At 69.8% G+C, this 16,240-nt stretch carries 15 protein-coding genes; 6 read left to right on the top strand and 9 right to left on the bottom strand.

Going from position 1 to position 16,240, the window contains the following annotated elements:
* Positions 1–233: 233 nt before the first annotated feature.
* A complete protein-coding gene (locus NBZ85_RS14210) occupies positions 234–1,145 on the bottom strand; it encodes a 2-hydroxyacid dehydrogenase (RefSeq protein WP_261555795.1) in 912 nt (303 codons plus the stop codon).
* A 675-nt stretch (positions 1,146–1,820) separates the two neighbouring features.
* On the opposite strand from NBZ85_RS14210, the gene NBZ85_RS14205 reads away from it, so the two are divergent.
* Both NBZ85_RS14205 and NBZ85_RS14200 read left to right on the top strand, forming a co-directional pair.
* A complete protein-coding gene (locus NBZ85_RS14205) occupies positions 1,821–3,314 on the top strand; it encodes an LCP family glycopolymer transferase (protein ID WP_261562047.1) in 1,494 nt (497 codons plus the stop codon).
* A gap of 587 nt (positions 3,315–3,901) precedes the next feature.
* Entirely contained in the window at positions 3,902–5,287 is a 1,386-nt protein-coding gene (locus NBZ85_RS14200) for a tetratricopeptide repeat protein (RefSeq protein WP_261555799.1), read from the top strand.
* Positions 5,288–5,489: 202 nt separating this feature from the next.
* Here NBZ85_RS14200 and NBZ85_RS14195 read toward each other — a convergent pair whose 3' ends face one another.
* From NBZ85_RS14195 to NBZ85_RS14185, 3 genes are all read right to left on the bottom strand, one after another.
* Positions 5,490–6,653 (bottom strand): acyl-CoA dehydrogenase family protein, encoded by a 1,164-nt coding sequence (locus NBZ85_RS14195; RefSeq protein WP_261555812.1) that lies wholly within the window; start codon positions 6,651–6,653, stop codon positions 5,490–5,492.
* 60 nt (positions 6,654–6,713) lie between these two features.
* Entirely contained in the window at positions 6,714–7,637 is a 924-nt protein-coding gene (locus NBZ85_RS14190) for a 3-hydroxybutyryl-CoA dehydrogenase (protein WP_261555813.1), read from the bottom strand.
* A 359-nt stretch (positions 7,638–7,996) separates the two neighbouring features.
* Complete coding sequence (locus NBZ85_RS14185) at positions 7,997–8,221, bottom strand: hypothetical protein (protein ID WP_261555815.1); 225 nt, start codon at positions 8,219–8,221, stop codon at positions 7,997–7,999.
* Between the two features lie 218 nt (positions 8,222–8,439).
* Here NBZ85_RS14185 and NBZ85_RS14180 point away from each other — a divergent pair, with 218 nt between their 5' ends.
* A complete protein-coding gene (locus NBZ85_RS14180) occupies positions 8,440–9,603 on the top strand; it encodes an alkane 1-monooxygenase (protein WP_261555823.1) in 1,164 nt (387 codons plus the stop codon).
* 13 nt (positions 9,604–9,616) lie between these two features.
* Here NBZ85_RS14180 and NBZ85_RS14175 read toward each other — a convergent pair whose 3' ends face one another.
* The 3 genes from NBZ85_RS14175 to NBZ85_RS14165 form a co-directional block, all read right to left on the bottom strand.
* The gene (locus tag NBZ85_RS14175; RefSeq protein ID WP_261555824.1) at positions 9,617–10,138 is read right to left on the bottom strand and encodes a hypothetical protein; all 522 of its coding nucleotides are present in this window, start codon (positions 10,136–10,138) and stop codon (positions 9,617–9,619) included.
* Positions 10,139–10,249: 111 nt separating this feature from the next.
* Positions 10,250–10,960 carry a hypothetical protein gene (locus NBZ85_RS14170; protein WP_261555826.1) on the bottom strand — a complete coding sequence of 237 codons (711 nt, stop codon included), beginning with the start codon at positions 10,958–10,960 and terminating at the stop codon, positions 10,250–10,252.
* A 661-nt stretch (positions 10,961–11,621) separates the two neighbouring features.
* Positions 11,622–12,353 (bottom strand): lysophospholipid acyltransferase family protein, encoded by a 732-nt coding sequence (locus NBZ85_RS14165; RefSeq protein WP_261555827.1) that lies wholly within the window; start codon positions 12,351–12,353, stop codon positions 11,622–11,624.
* A gap of 249 nt (positions 12,354–12,602) precedes the next feature.
* On the opposite strand from NBZ85_RS14165, the gene NBZ85_RS14160 reads away from it, so the two are divergent.
* The 3 genes from NBZ85_RS14160 to NBZ85_RS14150 all read left to right on the top strand — a co-directional run bounded on the left by NBZ85_RS14160 (position 12,603) and on the right by NBZ85_RS14150 (position 15,014).
* Positions 12,603–13,292: a M50 family metallopeptidase gene (locus tag NBZ85_RS14160; protein ID WP_261555829.1), complete on the top strand. Its 690-nt coding sequence runs from the start codon at positions 12,603–12,605 to the stop codon at positions 13,290–13,292.
* Between the two features lie 49 nt (positions 13,293–13,341).
* A complete protein-coding gene (locus NBZ85_RS14155) occupies positions 13,342–14,106 on the top strand; it encodes an SOS response-associated peptidase (protein ID WP_261555830.1) in 765 nt (254 codons plus the stop codon).
* A gap of 113 nt (positions 14,107–14,219) precedes the next feature.
* Positions 14,220–15,014 carry a tyrosine-protein phosphatase gene (locus NBZ85_RS14150; protein WP_261555837.1) on the top strand — a complete coding sequence of 265 codons (795 nt, stop codon included), beginning with the start codon at positions 14,220–14,222 and terminating at the stop codon, positions 15,012–15,014.
* An 80-nt stretch (positions 15,015–15,094) separates the two neighbouring features.
* On the opposite strand, the gene NBZ85_RS14145 is transcribed toward NBZ85_RS14150, so the two are convergent.
* Together NBZ85_RS14145 and NBZ85_RS14140 are read right to left on the bottom strand one after the other, a co-directional pair.
* Positions 15,095–15,688, bottom strand: coding sequence for an HdeD family acid-resistance protein (locus NBZ85_RS14145; protein WP_261555838.1), 594 nt, complete (start codon positions 15,686–15,688; stop codon positions 15,095–15,097).
* Positions 15,689–15,813: 125 nt separating this feature from the next.
* Positions 15,814–16,008: a ferredoxin gene (locus tag NBZ85_RS14140; RefSeq protein WP_261555840.1), complete on the bottom strand. Its 195-nt coding sequence runs from the start codon at positions 16,006–16,008 to the stop codon at positions 15,814–15,816.
* Positions 16,009–16,240: the final 232 nt, after the last annotated feature.

The raw sequence follows: 16,240 nt of genomic DNA, 5'->3' as shown, positions 1-16,240 counted from the left end.
GGTTGACCCGCCGCCCCCCGCCACTGGCCCGCGGCCAGTTCCACTACCTGCGGTGGAACGCCGTCCCCGATGCCTCCCGGGCCCAGCGCGAGCTCGGCTGGGAACCGACCCCGCTGGCCGAAGGCCTGCGCCGCACCCTTGCCGAGCTGGACCGCACCTGAGCGCCCCACCCGGTCGGCGATCGGTCGGCCAGCGGTCGGCGGTCGGCGGCCAGCGGTCGGCGGTCGGTCGCATCAGTCGACGAGGTTCTCCGGCCGGCCGTCGCGGACGTACTGGTCGAGCTGACGGGCGATCACATTCCAGATCCGCTGCGACACGCCGGCGGTCATGCCGCCTACATGCGGGGTGAGCAGCAGGCCCGGGGCCCGCCACAGCGGATGATCGGGTGGCAGCGGCTCCGGATCGGTGACGTCCAGCGCGGCCCGCAGCCGCCCGGACTCCAGCTCCGCCAGCAGCGCGGCCGTCACGACATGCGCCCCCCGGGCGGCGTTGACCAGGATCGCGCCGTCGGGCATGCGGGCGAGGAAGTCGGCGTCGACCAGGCCGCGCAGCTCGTCGGTGAGCGGCAGCATCACCACCACGGCGTCGTGGCGGGGCAGCAGGTCCGGCACCTCGTCGAGGGTGTGCACGCCGGGCCGGGCCCGCCGGGCGACCATGCTGACCTCGGTCTCGAACGGTTCGAGCCGCCGGCGCAACGCGGTGCCGAGATCGCCCGCGCCGAGGATGAGCACCCGCCGGCCGGCGAGAGTCCCGGTCTGGCGCGGCTCCCAGCGGCCGGCGGCGGCGTCGGTGAGGAACCGCGGGATCTCGCGGTAGAGGGCGAGCAGCGCGCTGGCTGCCCATTCGGCGGTGGAACCGCCGTGCGCGCCCCGGGCGTTCGACAGGGCTACCCCCGCCGGCAGCCGGCCGAGCCACTGGTCGGTGCCGGCGCTGAACGTCTGCACCAGGCGCAACTTCGGCAGCTCCCGCATCGCGTCGAGCTGGCGCTGCACCTCGCCGGGCGCCACGACCAGCACCTCGGCCTCGCGGGCCGCGGCCGGCAGGGGAACGTCCGGGTCGTAGCGCAGCGGCTCGATCCCGGGGACCGCCGACAGCGCCGTCACGCCGCCGTTGGTCGGGACGAGGACGAGGACGGATCTGGACAAGAAGCCTCCATGCTTTGCGCCGTTCTGACCCTCCTGTCGTACCAGAGCCGCGGGTCCGACCTGTACCCGCAGCCACGCGCCACCGGCGCGCCACTCCCAGCCTCCCGCCTTTTCCTCGGAGCGGACCCCGCCTTCCGCGGAGGCAAACCGGACACGGATGGCGGATACGGATGGCTGTGGAAGGGTGCGGCTGAACGCGGATGCCCGCACCGCTCGAGCGGCCGGATCCGCCTGCGTGGTCGGCATGCTGCGGCTGGTACAGGATTTGCCCAGGTAAGGGCGGTCGTCGTCACATAGCGCGGTCGAAGTCGTCGGTGACCCACGAATTACGCTTATTGTGGTAGCTCTATCCGGTCATTTCGCCGGCATCATCGCGGGGGAGGCGGCGACGTGAAGCGACCGGCGCCCGCCTCCACATCCCGTGAAGGTCCGCCCGCGGAAGGCCCGCCCAATTCGCCGGTTGCGCAGGGGAATGTCGGGTCTGACGAGGCGGGGGCGGACAGCCGTCGGACGGCTGCCGACCCGCGGCCGCCGGCCGGTGGTGCGGCGGTCGGTGGTGCGGCGGTCGGCACCGATGCCACGGCGCCGATCTCCCGAGGGCCCTCGGCCACGTCCACCCGCCCTGCTGTGTCACCCCGGCCCGTCGCGTCTCCTCTGTCCGCCACGCCGGGCGGGATGGTCGCCGACGGCCCCGGGGATCCGGTAGGTGGTTCGGGGAACCCCGGTGACGGGTCCGGGGCCGAGCCGGCCGCGCGGGGACCGGGCCGCCGTCGCGGCCTGCGATCCCGGATCACGCGGATTCTCGCGGCCGCGCTGAGCGTCGCCGTCCTCGCCGCCACGGTGTCGGGCTGGGTGATCCTCACCGTTTACGATCACAAGATCGCGCGGGCGAGCATCGCCCTGCCACACGTCGACGTCTCCCGGCCCCCGGCGGTGCCGGCGGGGACGGAGAACTGGCTGCTCGTCGGCTCCGACGTGCGGACCGGCTCGGACGCGGCGAAGGTCGGCGGGGCCCGCTCGGACACGATGATGATCGCGCACCTGTCGTCGGACGGCACGACCCAGATCGTCTCCATCCCGCGGGACCTCTACCTGCCGATCCCCGCCTACACCGACGGCGACGGCGGCACCCACCGCGCGCGCCGGGACCGGGTGAACAGCGCCTTCAACAGCGGCGGTCCGGCCCTGCTGGTCGCGACCCTGGAGCAGCTCACCGGGGTGCGCATCGACCACTACGCCGAGATCGACTTCGGCGGGTTCCAGCAGATGACGACCGCCATCGGCGGGGTCGATGTCTGCCTGACCGCCTCGCCCTACGTCGAGTCCGTCACCCTGGACAACGGCCGGCGGGTCCACGCGACCAACCTCAACGACCCCAGCTCCGGATTCGTCGGGCAGGAGGGCAACAACCACCTGGTCGGCGCGCAGGCCCTCGCGTTCGTCCGCCAGCGGCACGGCTTCCTCGACGGCGACCTGTCCCGCATCCACCGCCAGCAGGCGTTCCTGGCCGCGGTGTTCCGCAAGGTGTCCTCCGGCGACGTGCTGCTACGCCCCGCCAAACTCGTCGCGTTCCTCGGCGCCGTCACCCGGTCCACGGTTCTCGACGACGCCACCGACCCCACCGACCTGCGCCGGCTCGCCGGTCGGCTGCGCGGCATGGACAGCGGTGCGGTGACCTTCGCGACGATCCCCGTCACCGGGCAGGTGGCCCATCCGGCGTTCTACTTCCTCTACGACCCCGACGCCGTACGCGCCTTCTTCGCCCGCACGATGGGCGACGACGACAGCCCGTCGGCCGCCGCGAGCGCCGGCGCCGATCCCCTGGCATCCCCGGGCACCGCCCCGACGCCCGGAGTGAGCTCCGCCGTCACCGCCCCGACCGTCACCGCCCCGACCGTCACCGCCGCCATCGCCAGCGACGGAACCACCTCGACCGCGACCGGCGCGTCCGCGTCGACCGGGGCCTCGCGCGGCGCGGGCCGCGTCAGCTTCGTAGGCTCCGGCCTGGTCATCGCGGGGCCGTCCCTACCGGGCGCGGCCGTGATCCCGCAGATCACGACCCCGGCCGCTATCCCGAGCGCTACGGCCACCGCGCCGTCGGGACTGCCCGCGGCGGCGAGCCCGACGGCCGTGCCGACCACCACGGCCGTCGCTTCCTGCATTCACTGATCTCCCGCCCGCTCCATCCACGGGCCGCGGCCAGGCCAGCATCCACCGGGACATGACGACCTGCTGGACGCGAGTGCCCTCGCAGATCATGGCGATCTCGATTTTTGCCGGTCGATCCCGACTCCTCCTTGCGGCGGCGCACTTCTGCTGCCTGTGGACTCGCTGCGTTCACACCATGTTCACGCGACGCTCCAACGCGCCATGCGTGTGGCCGGCGCATCGACCGTTCACGCTCCAGGGGCAAGATTGGCGGAAGGGCAGCTGGAGCAGGAACGCGTAGGCGTCGGCAGGCGTGTGCCGACGTGTCTGGGCCAGGGTCTGGGCCGGTCATCGGGCGGAACGTGAAATGACCTCGCGGTCATCCCGTCGATCGCGCACACCAACCGGCCGTGCCAGCGCGCCGACCCCGACCAGCCCGCCGCCACCGACCTGACGGTCCTGACGGACAGCGGAGCTCCGCTGTCTGTTTCGCGCCCGACACGTCGTCCCCGTCAATCCTTGACAAACATCTTCACTGTACGATGAGCTTCGATCGCGACGCAGGGCTCCGGCCTGATGATCTTAGGTCGTAATTAAGCGGGGTAACCTTGGCGGAACTGGATCCATTAAGAGTTTTTGTGGCTATGCCCGGGACCAGCCTTGGACCAAATGCCGATTGGAAGAATATAGGTAAAATAGAAGAACTATTCTACGAAAAAATACGCCGTGAATTACAAAAGCGAACACAGCGCAAAGTCACCCTTGATATCGAGAAGAAAAAAGTAAGCCAAGGAATCATATTCAAGTCGATGTTCGCGGAAGCCGTGGATGCCGACGTATACATTGCGGATCTGACTGGTGCGAATGCTAACGTTTATCTTGAACTCGGCGTGCGGTGGGCGTTGGCGGACAGCGTAACGGTTCTAGTGTCCCAGTCCTCGGAAGATGTGCTGTTCAATGCGGCAGCCAGCCGCTACATTCCTTATTCAGAAAGGTTTGAAGAGCTGGAAAGGGCAATCAATCAAGTCTGTGATGCCGTCATAACTGGACTCAGGACCGAAAAAATCGATAGCCCTGTTCGAGACGGCCTAGCGCTGGTAACGTTGAGGCGAGCAGAACTAGAAAATTTGAAGCGTCAACGCGATGCTCTGGCCGCAGATCGAGTCAAAGATCTTCTCGAAGCTGCGCTCCACTCGAACTCCGGTGATGTTAGAAAAGAACTCCTGGAGCGAGCACTCGCTATTGACGATGTTTCCTTCGATGCCAACTATCTGCTGGGGGTCACCCTGAGAAAAATAGGTGATCTCGCTGGCTCGATCGCAAGGCTCGAGAATGCAATTACAATTCGTCCGGATTCCGATGATGCCTGGCGAGAGCTGGGTGTGTCGCAGAGTAAAAGTGAAATAATAGAAGAGGCGATAAATTCCCTCAAGAGGGCGATCGAATTAAACTCAAACGACTCGGAGGCGTGGAGCAACCTAGGCGGCGCATATCGCCGCAAGGCGCTGGCTGTCGATCCTCTCGACCGCTCTGCTCTGGAGGAGAGCCGAGATTCATACAAGCGCGCATCGATGCTCAGTAGGTACGCTCTTTATCCGCTGATGAATATTGCGCGCGTTCAGCTGCTGATCGACGCCGCAGCGGGGCGTGACTCAGGGGAAGCGACACGGCTGTTTACCAATGCTCTGCACCTGTGTAATCACGAAGTTCAGCAGTCGCGGGAAGAACTTGAACGCCAGGAAAACTTGAAGTCGCGACAGGCGCTGACATGGTTTGCATTCGACCTGGCCGAGGCTTCCCTTCTTTCGGGAGCTGAGGGATGGGAAGAGGGCTACCAATATGCGCTTTCGCTCCTTACGACCGATTCGGCGGCTGAATACATATCTTCCGTATTGCCACCCTTGGAGTCGTATTTGCAATATCGGGTTGTCGCTGAGAATCAACTGGAGAAGATCCGTCTTATTGTCGAGACGTTGAGGACCCATGTGGGCTAGCTCGGCCAAAATACGCTTGTGATCGATCGCTAATCGCCAGACGTACTGCTGTGACAGTGATGGTGGCGTGGTAGTTATCCCCATGGATGGGGTCGGAGCTGCGTGTCTGCACCGCCGGTAGTGGAAGTAGTGGGCGCATGCCCAGCGGCGGCGGCGTCAGTTCGAGAGCAGCGACCACAAAGAGATCGCTGCGGCTAAAGTGCTATCCGTTAAGCAGCGCGCGGGACATGACGACGCGTTGGACCTGGTTGGTGCCCTCGTAGATCTGGGTGATCTTGGCGTCGCGCATCATCCGTTCGACCGGGAAGTCGCGGGTGTAGCCGGCGCCGCCGAACAGCTGGACGGCATCGGTGGTGACCTCCATCGCCACGTCGGAGGCGAAGCACTTGGCGGCGGCGGAGACGAAGCCGAGGTTCGGTTCGCCGCGTTCGGCCCGGGCGGCGGAGACGTAGACGAGGTGCCGGGCCGCCTCGATCTTCATACCCATGTCGGCGAGCATGAACTGGACGGCCTGGTTGTCGGCGATCCGCCGGCCGAACTGGCGGCGCTGTTTGACGTAGGCGATGGCGGCGTCGAGCGCCCCCTGGGCGATGCCGACAGCCTGCGCGCCGATCGTCGGCCGGGTGTGGTCGAGGGTGGCCAGCGCCGTGCGCAGGCCGGTACCCGGCTCGCCGATGATGCGGTCGGCCGGGATCGTGCAGCCGGTGAAGTGGATCTCCCGGGTGGGGGAACCCTTGATACCGAGCTTGCGTTCCTTCGAGCCGACCTCGAAGCCGGGGTCGTCGCGGTGCACGACGAAGGCGGAGATGCCGTCGACCTTCTTCGCCGCGTCCGGGTCGGTCACGGCCATCACGGTGTACCAGGTCGACTTGCCGGCATTGGTGATCCAGGTCTTGGTGCCGTCGAGGACCCAGCGGTCGCCGTCGAGGCGGGCCCGGGTGCGCATCGCGGCGGTGTCGGAGCCCGCCTCCCGCTCGGAGAGCGCGTAGGAGATCATCGCCTCGCCGCTGGCCAGGGAGGGCAGCACCTGGCGTTTGAGTTCCTCGGAGCCGGCGAGGATGATCGGCATGCTGCCCAGCTTGTTCACCGCGGGGATCAGCGAGCTCGACGCGCAGACCCGGGCTACCTCCTCGATGACGATGCAGGTGGCCACCGAGTCCGCGCCCTGGCCTCCGTAGCTCTCCGGGACGTGCACCGCGGCGAATCCGGCCCGGTCGAGCGCCTCCTGCGCCTCCACCGGGTACCGCTCGTGCTCGTCGACGTCCGCGGCGTACGGCGCGATGTCCTTCTCGGCGAGGGTGCGCACCGCCTCGCGCAGCGCGGTGTGCTCCTCGGCGAGCTGGTAGAGGTTGAAGCTCGGATTCACCGCAGACCGCCTTGGTCGTCGTGTCCTCGGATGGCGCGGGGGGTCAGGCCGCTCATGGGTTCAGCCGGCGTAGTTGTGGAAGCCGCGGCCGGTCTTCTTGCCGAGCAGCCCGGCGTCGACCATGCGCATGAGCAGCGGGGGCGGCGAGTACAGCGGTTCCTTGAACTCCTCGTACATCGACTCGGCGACCGCCTTGATGGTGTCCAGCCCGACCAGGTCGCACAGGCGCAGCGGACCCATCGGGTGGGCGCAGCCGAGCACCATGCCGCGGTCGATGTCGTCCGCGACGGCGAAGCCGGACTCCAACATCCGCACCGCAGCCAGCAGGTAGGGAACGAGTAGCGAGTTCACCACGAAGCCGGCCCGGTCCTTGGAGCGGATGACCTCCTTGCCGAGCCGGCCGGTGACCAGGCCCTCGGCGGCGGCTTCGGTCGCGGGTGAGGTCAGCAGCGACGGGACGATCTCGACGAGCTTCTGGACGGGCACCGGGTTGAAGAAGTGGATGCCGACGACCTGCTCCGGCCGGGACGTGGCCATGCCCAGCTTCATGATCGGAATCGACGAGGTGTTGGAGGCGAAGATCGCGTCCGGCCGCGTGACGACCTTGTCGAGAGCGCCGAAGATGTCCGCCTTGAGCTGCTCGTTCTCGGCAACCGCCTCGATCACGACGTCGCGGTCGGCGAAGTCACCGAGATCGGTGGTGAAGGTCAGCCGCGCGAGCACCGCGTCCCGGTCCGCCTCGGCCAGCTTGCCGCCGCGAACCCCGCGGTCCAGCGAGGAGGTCAGCCGCTTGCGACCCGCACTCAGGGCCGGCTCGTCGATTTCGCGGATGGCGACGTCCAGGCCCGCCCGGGCGGCGACCTCCGCGATGCCGGAGCCCATCAGCCCGCAGCCGATCACACCCAGGCGGGTGAAGGTCGACCCCGGAACGGTCGCGGCGGCAGCCGCCTCGTCGACATGGTCCGCTGTCTGCACCGCATGCACCGAAGTTACTCCTCGCGATCGCCTGGTCCCGGAACTGGTGAAGGACATCGGCGGCGCCGGAACCGCGGCAGCCACGACGATCGGTCACGCGGGTGCGGCACGTCAACCGCGGGCGGCACGCGACGGACCTCGGCCCGCTTCCACGAGGCGTCAGGCGGCTCGACGACGGCTCCGGACACCACTTCCGTGTCCGCGATCCAGCCTAGTCCGTGTGCTTGTTTCGCTCATCAGATCCGACATCGGCCCAGGCCAGGACTTCAGCAGCAGCGACCAGAGCGGCAGCGTGACGAACGGCAGCGGCACCCTGACCCCCCCAGCAGGCTGGGCCGCCCGGTGGCCAGATCGTGCCGGGCGGCGAGTCAGCGGGTGCGCGTCGCCCGGCGTCGGCGCAGTCGGCGAACCCGGCGCAGCAGCCGGGGCAGTGCGATGTTCGCGGCGAACAGCGCCGCCGCGAGCAGGTAGTTGCCGCGGCCCAGGCGCTGCTGGCCCGGCAGGGGCAGCAGCGTGTAGGTGATCAGGACCCCGGCGGCCAGCAGCAACGTGCCCACCATCACCCCGCCGATCCAGGGCGGCGAGTCGCTCATCGACCGCGACCGCCGGGCCGCCGGCCCGGAACGCGCACCGTCCATCGCCACGTGCGAGTTACTCCTCATGGGTCGTTGTGGCGGACATCCCGTTGTCATTGCGGATGCCCGGTGGCAGATTAGCGAATCAGTTCTGCCGAACCGTCGGATGTCCGTTTCGTGCCCGCATTGGCGCGCTCCGGTGACCTGCCGGTCGGCCCGGCGGATCGGAGGTGCCGGTGGCGGCTCCCGTGCTCACCGCGCCCGGCGGGATTGCCTGGCGTGACGGCAAACGCTATATGTGGCTGACGGCCATCATCGTGCCACTGCTGGCCATCGTCGGCTATGGGTTGTGGCATCGCACCGGCCTCGGGGTGCATTGGTGGATCACCCCGTTGTTCGTCTTCGTCCTCGTCCCGCTGTTGGACATCTCCACGCCGGCGGATTCGGTGAATCCTCCCGAAGAGATCCGAGCCGCTCTCGAAGCGGACCGTTTCTACCGCCGATGCACCTATCTCTACCTGCCGTTGGCCGGCGTCGGTCTGGTGCTCGGCGCCGCAGCCTGGGCGGGCGGCGGGCTGTCGCCGTTCGCCCGCATCGGCGCGGTGGTCTCGGTCGGCACGGTGACCGGCGTGGGCATCACCACGGCGCATGAACTGGGCCACAAGCGGGCTCCGCTCGAACGGTGGCTGGCGCGGCTGATGCTCGCGCCCACCTGCTACGGCCACTTCTACGTCGAGCACAACCGGGGTCATCACGTGCGGGTCGCGACGCCGGCAGACCCGGCCAGCGCTCGCCTCGGCGAGGGCTTCTGGCGGTTCTGGCCGCGAACGGTCGTGGGCAGCCTGCGGTCGGCCTGGTCGCTGGAGAGTCGCCGGCTGCGGCTACACGGCGCGCGGGTGGTGTCCCTGCGCAACGAGGTGGTGCTCGGCTGGCTGCTCACCGCCGTGTTGTTCGGCTCGCTGGCCGCCGCGTTCGGCCCGTCGGTGCTCGTCTTCCTCGTCGCGCAGGCCGTGTTCGGGTTCACTCTGCTCGAAGGCGTCAACTACATTGAGCACTACGGGCTGGCCCGGGCCCGCACCGCCGGCGGCCGCTACGAGCCCGTCACCCCGCGGCACAGCTGGAACAGCGACGCGGTGACCAGCAACCTGGCGCTCTACCAGCTCCAGCGGCACAGCGACCATCACGCCCATCCCACCCGGCGTTACCAGGTCCTGCGTTCGTTCGAGGAATCGCCGCAACTGCCGGCGGGGTACGCCACGCTGCTGCTCGCGGCGTACCTGCCCCCGGTGTGGTTCCGGCTGATGGACAACCGCGTCGTCGCCCACTATGACGGTGACCTGCGCCGGGCGAACGTGCATCCGCCGCGGCGCCACGCCCTGGCGGCCCGCTACCGGGCGTAGTGCCGTTGGGAAATCAGCGGATCCCGTCCCACATCGCGCCCGCCGGCGCGGCCCGTGCCCGGGACGGCTCCGCCGGGATGGGCGTCCTGGCCGGAGCCGCCGCCGACGATCGGGAGTCGGCGGGGGCCTTCGCGGCAGGATCGGCGGCACGGTCCGACTCGGCGGAGGACCGGCTCGCGTCCCGCGCCACCGGCGACGCCGACCCGGCCGAGGCGAAGCCACGGGACTCCCCGCGGTCGTAGGCGAGCAGATCCTGGCAGAGATCGCGGTAACCGCGCAGCGCCATGCGCAGATCCTCCGTCGACGGCTCGCCGCGGGAACGCCACGCCTCGCGCAGGCCGCCGCGCTGCGCCTCGATACGGTCCTGCAGGGCGCGCACCGCCTCATCGACCAGACGGTCGGCCTGCTCGACCGCGGCCCGCGGGTCGTCGACGAAGCTGAGCAGGATCTCCCGCCACTGGTCGGCGTCGCGACCCTGGCCGGACCGGGAATTCGCCGCAGGGCGGCCGTCGTGCCTGATGCCGTCGAGACTCATGACGGTCCTTCCTGTCGTGCTACGAGGGGGCCGGCTTGAGAGCGGCGCGGTGACCGTGAAGGTCCCTGGCCGGGAGACGGACGTTGCCGGACGATCTGGTGGCGGCGGGGTTCACGCCTCCCGCTTGGCGGGCGTGGCTGCCAGGCCGGCGGCCGGACGCTCCTTCGGGTCCTGCCGGTCGCCGGGGGGAGCGGCCTTGTCATCGGCGGGAGCGGCCTTGTCACCGGTGGGAACGGCCTTGTCGCCGGTGGGAGCGGCCTTGTCACCGGACCCTGGGTTGCTGCCGACCAACTGGTTGAACACCTCGCGGTAGCGCACGAAGGCCGAGCGCAGGCTCTCGGTGTCCCGCCGGCCGGGAGCACTTTTGCCGTCCGGCTTGGCCGTGGTCCGTTGGTGCGCCTCGCGGTAGCCGGCGACGACGCGGGGATGGTCGGCGGACAGCAGCTCGGCGCGCTCGGCGAAACTGCCAGCCGGATATCCCCGGGCACGCATCACCTCGCCGACGAGGGCGTCCGCCAGACTGGTCGCCTCGGCGGGGTCGTCGACAAAGCGGGTCTGCAGCGTCTCCCAGCGGACCGTGTAGGTTGCCCGGTCGGCCTGGGTCAGCGGGTTGATGGTGAGCGCGTCGCGCCGTTCGGCGATCTGTCTGAGCTGGCGTTCCGCCGATCGCCGGTCCGTGTGCTCGGCGAGCACACGGTCGTATTCGGGGCCGAACCGCCGTTGCAGCCGCGCACGTCGGCTGTCACGCTGCCCGAGGAGCATGACGCTTCCGAGGACGGCCACGGCGCAGATCACCAGTAAAATCCAACCTACGGTGAGCACGGGAAAACCTCCGCCTGACGTCCCTCTTCCGCCACATGATCCGCCCGGTCGGGTACCCAGGTGCCTTCACCGTAAACGGGGCGAAAGCGGAACGGGGCCTGCCGGGGCCCCAATAGTGCCGTCGAGGATGTTGCGAACCACTGCGTTCCGCCTCGCCACGCCCCAGGCCAGGGCGGTCTCGGCGCGCTGGCCGAGTAAGTCCTATCTGCTCGGGGTCGTAGCCGATCGACGTTGAGTAGCGGGTGTGGTGTCGCCTGCCCTGCTGTCGAACCTCAGGCCACGAACATGCGCCGGTGACGGCCGGTTTCGGTGCGCGGGAAGCGTTGCGGTGCGATGTGCACGATTCCCGGGCTCAGACCGTGCACAACGCACCGCGACTCGTCCTGCCCGGGTTCGGACTCACTCGCCTGGGCGCGCGTGGCGCGGTGCGCTCTGCGGCGGCGCGCCGGTTGTTCATCGCCGGTGCCGGGGGTCTCGGCGATCCAGTGGATCTCGGCACTCGGGCGGAGTCGGATGCCCGCGTGCGGCGGTGCGCCTGGGCCGGTGACGCGAAATCCTTCGCGTCACCGGGTGCATTCTCCTCGCACGGCGGTGCCGAGCCCGAATGCCTGGGCCCGACGTTTCCGGACTCGTTCGCCGGCGTCCAGGAAAGCCGGTGAGGTCAGGCCCGAGGGTCGAGCGGCTGGGTGGGCGGTGGCGGGGCGGACCCGCCGAGATGCGCGGGCAGCCACCAGTCGGGCTCGCCGGGCGAGGGGCGTGGGTAGCTTCGCTGCGCCTCGTCGAGCAGCTCGGTCATCACCTTGTGCAGGACGTCCGTCCCCGTCTGGCGGTCGGCGAGCTCGGCTGGGGGGACCGGCCGGCCCACCGTGATGGAGACCGGGGCGCCGACGGCGTCCCGCAGCTTGAACGGATGCCCTTTGGTCAGGACCCGCTGGCTGCCCCAGAGGATCACCGGAATTACCGGGACGTCGGTGTGCGCAGCCATCCGGGCAGCACCGGACTTGAACGAGGCCAGGCAGTAGCTCGGGCTGATCGTCGCCTCGGGAAAGACCCCGACGAACTCGCCGGCGCGCAACGCCTTCAGCGCGTCCCGCAGCGACGCCGCCCCGGCCTGCCGATCAACCGGGATGTGGTGCATCCCGCGCATCAGCGGCCCGGAGATCCGGTGGTCGAAGACCTCCTTCTTGGCCATGAAGCGGACCAGCCGCTGCCTGCTGGTCCAGAACGGGAGTTCGGCGAGCGCGAAGTCGAGATAAGAGACGTGATTGATCAGTACTATGCCTCCCCCGGAGGACGGGATGTTCTCCGCGCCCCGCACATCGAGCCGCAGGCGCAGCGCGCCAAACAGCCCCCTCACCACGGTGATAACCGGCCGGTAGACGTATTCCGCCACGACGGGCCACTCCTCAGCTTGTCCTCGCGGTCCCCCCCGGGCATCCAAGCGCGTTCCGACCCTACCGCCGCCTCCTGGTCACGGGGGCGCCGAAGAGGGGGGCGCTCGCCCTTTCAAGGACCCCCGGCCGGCACCTGCCCGCTCCCTCGGCCTCAGGATCGATGATGTCGGAACGGACGCCGCTGCCGGTGTGGGGCCACCCGCCACCTATCGGGCGAGGCGGGCAGGTGTCGGAGAGGGAGAGGCCGGATGGAGATCCTGCGGCGCAGCATCGAGGCGCAGCCAGCGCCTCCGCAGTGGGTGATCGTCGTCGCCGCTGCGCTCGCGGCTGTGACAGTGCTCAGCGATCGGCTGTGGCCCGTCGCCCGGCACGTCATCACGATCGCGCACGAGGGCGGCCACGCCCTGGCCGCGGTCGCGAGTGGCCGCCGCCTGGCCGGCGTCCGCCTGCACTCGGACACCTCCGGGGTCACCGTCTCCGCCGGCCGACCGACGGGCCCCGGCGTGATCGCCACGGTGGCCGCCGGCTACCCCACGCCCTCCCTGCTCGGACTCGCCGCCGCCGCCCTGCTGGCCGCCGGCCGGACAAGCCTGGTACTTCAGGTCTGCGTGGCGTTGCTGCTCGCGATGCTCGTCGTGATCCGAAACGGCTTCGGGGTGTTTTCCCTCCTGGTCAGCACCGCGGCGATCTTGGCGGTCTCGTGGTTCGCACCGCCGACCGCGCGCGCCGGGTTCGCCGCCTATGTCGCCTGCTTCCTGCTGCTCGGGGCGCTGCGGCCGGTGGTCGAGGTGCAGCGGCAGCGCCGGCGCCGGGGGAGAGATTCGGATCCCGACCAGCTCGCCCGGTTGACCGGGCTGCCGCCGGGCTTCTGGGTCGGCCTGTTCGGCCTGACGGGGCTGGCGTGCCTCGCCGGCGGGGGCGAACTGCTGTTCGGCTGAGGGCGGGTGCGACCGGGAAAAGTCGGACCTGGCTGCCACACTGGTCGGCATGTGCGGTCGATACACGCAGAAGCTGGCGGCCGACGATCTGGTCGCCGCCATGTCCGCCCGCGACGAGACCGGTGGCGGGGTGCGGGAGAGCTACAACGTCGCCCCCACGTCGACGATGCCGATCGTCGTCGCGCAGCCGCCTGCCGCCGGTGGCGAACCGGCGCCCACCGGCCGGGTGCTGCGGCTGGCGACCTGGGGGCTGGTGCCGTCCTGGGCGAAGGACCGCACCATCGGCACCAAGATGATCAACGCTCGGGCGGAGACGGCGGCGACCAAGCCGGCGTTCCGTGCGGCCTTCGCGGCGCGGCGTTGCCTCGTGCCCGCCACCGGCTTCTACGAGTGGTTCCATCCGGGCGGTGGATCCCGGCGCGGGCAGCCGTTCTACATCTACCCGGCGGGCCATCCGGAGACCGGGGGGATCTTCGCCTTCGCCGGCCTCTACGAGGTGTGGCGCAAGGGGGACACGCCGCTGGTGACCTTCACGATTCTCACCACCGGGGCGGCCGAGGGCCTGGCGTTCCTGCATGACCGGTCGCCGGTGATCCTGCCCGCGTCGGCCTGGGACCGGTGGATCGATCCGGCGGCCGACCCGGCCGGGCTCGCCCCGTTGCTGCGGCCGGCGCCGGGCGGGGTGCTCGCCGCGCATCCGGTGGGCGCGGCGGTGGGTAACGTCCGGAACAAGGGTCCGCACCTGATCGACCCGGTCGACCTCGATCCACCCGGGACGGTCGCTGGCGACCGTCCCGGCCGCAGCGTTCGGTGAATGGCAGGACGCATCGTGTGATTGCACGCTGATCCGGCGGAAATCCGCAAGGATGAGAGAACGCCGCCAGCGGCGGTGACGCCAACAGGCCGGCACGGCCGGAGGAGTATTCGATGACGTCTCTCACCGATCCGACCGACGCGGCGGGCGCCGGTGGCGCCCCGCCGCTGGAGGCGTCGGCGCCGCCGGACGTCGCCGGGCTCGTCAACCTCCGCGACGTCGGGGGGATGAGTACCGCAGACGGCCGTCGCACCCGCCCCGGCGTGCTTTACCGCAGCGAGATGCCCAAGGTCGGAGATCGCCCGCCGCCGGAGTCGATGGTCTGGCCGCCGCGTACGGTGATCGACCTGCGCTCCGCCGTCGAGCGCGGGCCCAATCCGCATCCGCTCGCCGCCCTCGGCGCCGAGATCAGGGTGTTCCCGCTGCTCGGCGACGACGCGGCACCCGGCCGACACACCGCCACCTCGGGGGCGATGGAGGCCGGTCTACAGTCGCTGTACGTGGCGATGGTCGAGCACGCCGCCCCCCAGCTTGCCGCGATCGTCGACGTCGTCGCAACGGCGCCGGGCCCGGTGCTCGTGCACTGCGCCGCGGGCAAGGACCGCACCGGTGTCACGATCGCCGTGCTGCTGCGCCTCGCCGGCGTCGTCGAGCAGGACGTCCTCGCCGACTACGCGGCCACCGAGCAGAACATGCGCGGCGTGATCAAGCGACTCAAGGGGCATGCGCTGCTGCCCGGCGTGAGCGACCCGGAACGGGGCCGGGAGCTGGTCAAGACGTCGGTCGCCGCCGCGGAGGCGGTCATCGCCACGGCCGACGCTCATCCCGGTGGCGTGGCAGGCTGGGTCCGCGATCACGGCGCCAGCGAGGAGTCGATCCGCCGCTGGCGTGACCTCATCCTGGCCTGAGCGGGCCGCCACCCACAGCCTGGCGGCTCTCTCGCCGACGGCCGGGAGAGCCCGGACCGCGGGAAGCAGCCGTCAGACGTTCAGGCCCGTGAGCGGGGCCGCAGCGCCAGCCCCAACGCAATCTCGGTGACCCCGCTGACGATGAGCTGGATTCCGAAGATCACCGCCAGTGCCACGATCGTCGCGTCGGGCCAGGCGAGGGCGAGCACACCCAGCACCACGCTGACGGCCGCCAGCGCGTAGCTGGGCACCGCACCGCGGGCACCGGTCTCCCGTGAGTGCAACTCACGGGACTGCAACTCACGGGACTGCAGCGCCCGGGTCACGAGCGCCCGCACGACGCCGGTGACGATCAGGATGGCGCCGACGAGCAACGCCAGCACCCGCAGCGTCACCCCCGGCCACAGCAGCACGACGATGCCGCCGAGAACGAGCAGGATCCCGAAGAAGGCTGTGCCCGCCGAGTTCTCGGCCCTGGCGGCCGCGATCGTCTCGCCGATCCCGGACAGGACCAGAGCCACCCCGGCAAGCACGGCCAGGGTGCCGGCCGTCGCGAACGGATTGAGGATCAGCAGCAGGCCCAGCACCGTGACGGCCAGGCCGACGACGAGCAGCGCCGGCCACAGGGCGCTGGGTGTCTGCCGTTGTCGCTGCTGCCGGTAGGTCGTCGTCATCGAGCAGCCTCCTATGCCGACCCGCACCACACGCGTGGATCCGCACCGGGTTCCTACCCACTGGTGGCCCGGCCGCACCGTCCGCACCGGGCGGCGGGCAGCCGACCGGTCCGCAGCCAGGCCCGTCAGCCGTCGCTGATACTGATCGCGTCCGTCGGGCAGGAGTCGGCCGCCTCCTGAAGGTCGTCCCGCCGCGCGTCGTCCGGCTCCTCGATCAGCAGGTAGAGGTAGCCGTCGTCCCGGATCTCGAAGACGTCCGGAACGAGCTGGACACACGCGCCGCTGCTGGCGCAGCGATCGAAGTCGACGGTCACACGCATTGGCGCGCCTCCCGTGGTGCTCGCAAAATGTCGGCGACGCGTGGACCTTACCGCTGGACTCGGCGGAGGAACAGCAGCGTTACCTCGGCAGGCCGCAGTGGCAACGCTGCCGCTTCCGGGTGATCTGTGGACAACCCGCCGTTGTCCACAGATCACCATCTGATCCGGCGAGGCGCCGGCACATCGATCTACGGTCCGGTCATGGTCACGAACACCCCCGGTCCCGGGTGCC

This window comes from Frankia tisae (genome assembly GCF_025403405.1).
In the GTDB taxonomy this organism is placed as follows: domain Bacteria; phylum Actinomycetota; class Actinomycetes; order Frankiales; family Frankiaceae; genus Frankia; species Frankia tisai.
The sequence above is the reverse complement of the archived record's forward strand: the minus strand, read 5'-3'. Positions and strand labels throughout refer to the sequence as shown.

Coding starts and splice junctions, on each gene's coding strand:
- NBZ85_RS14185 (WP_261555815.1), bottom strand. CDS start 8,221: ATGAGCGACTCGCCGCCCTGGATCGGCGGGGTGATGGTGGGCACGTTG.
- NBZ85_RS14155 (WP_261555830.1), top strand. CDS start 13,342: ATGTGCGGTCGATACACGCAGAAGCTGGCGGCCGACGATCTGGTCGCC.
- NBZ85_RS14150 (WP_261555837.1), top strand. CDS start 14,220: ATGACGTCTCTCACCGATCCGACCGACGCGGCGGGCGCCGGTGGCGCC.
- NBZ85_RS14205 (WP_261562047.1), top strand. CDS start 1,821: ATGGTCGCCGACGGCCCCGGGGATCCGGTAGGTGGTTCGGGGAACCCC.
- NBZ85_RS14160 (WP_261555829.1), top strand. CDS start 12,603: ATGGAGATCCTGCGGCGCAGCATCGAGGCGCAGCCAGCGCCTCCGCAG.
- NBZ85_RS14175 (WP_261555824.1), bottom strand. CDS start 10,138: ATGAGTCTCGACGGCATCAGGCACGACGGCCGCCCTGCGGCGAATTCC.
- NBZ85_RS14140 (WP_261555840.1), bottom strand. CDS start 16,008: ATGCGTGTGACCGTCGACTTCGATCGCTGCGCCAGCAGCGGCGCGTGT.
- NBZ85_RS14145 (WP_261555838.1), bottom strand. CDS start 15,688: ATGACGACGACCTACCGGCAGCAGCGACAACGGCAGACACCCAGCGCC.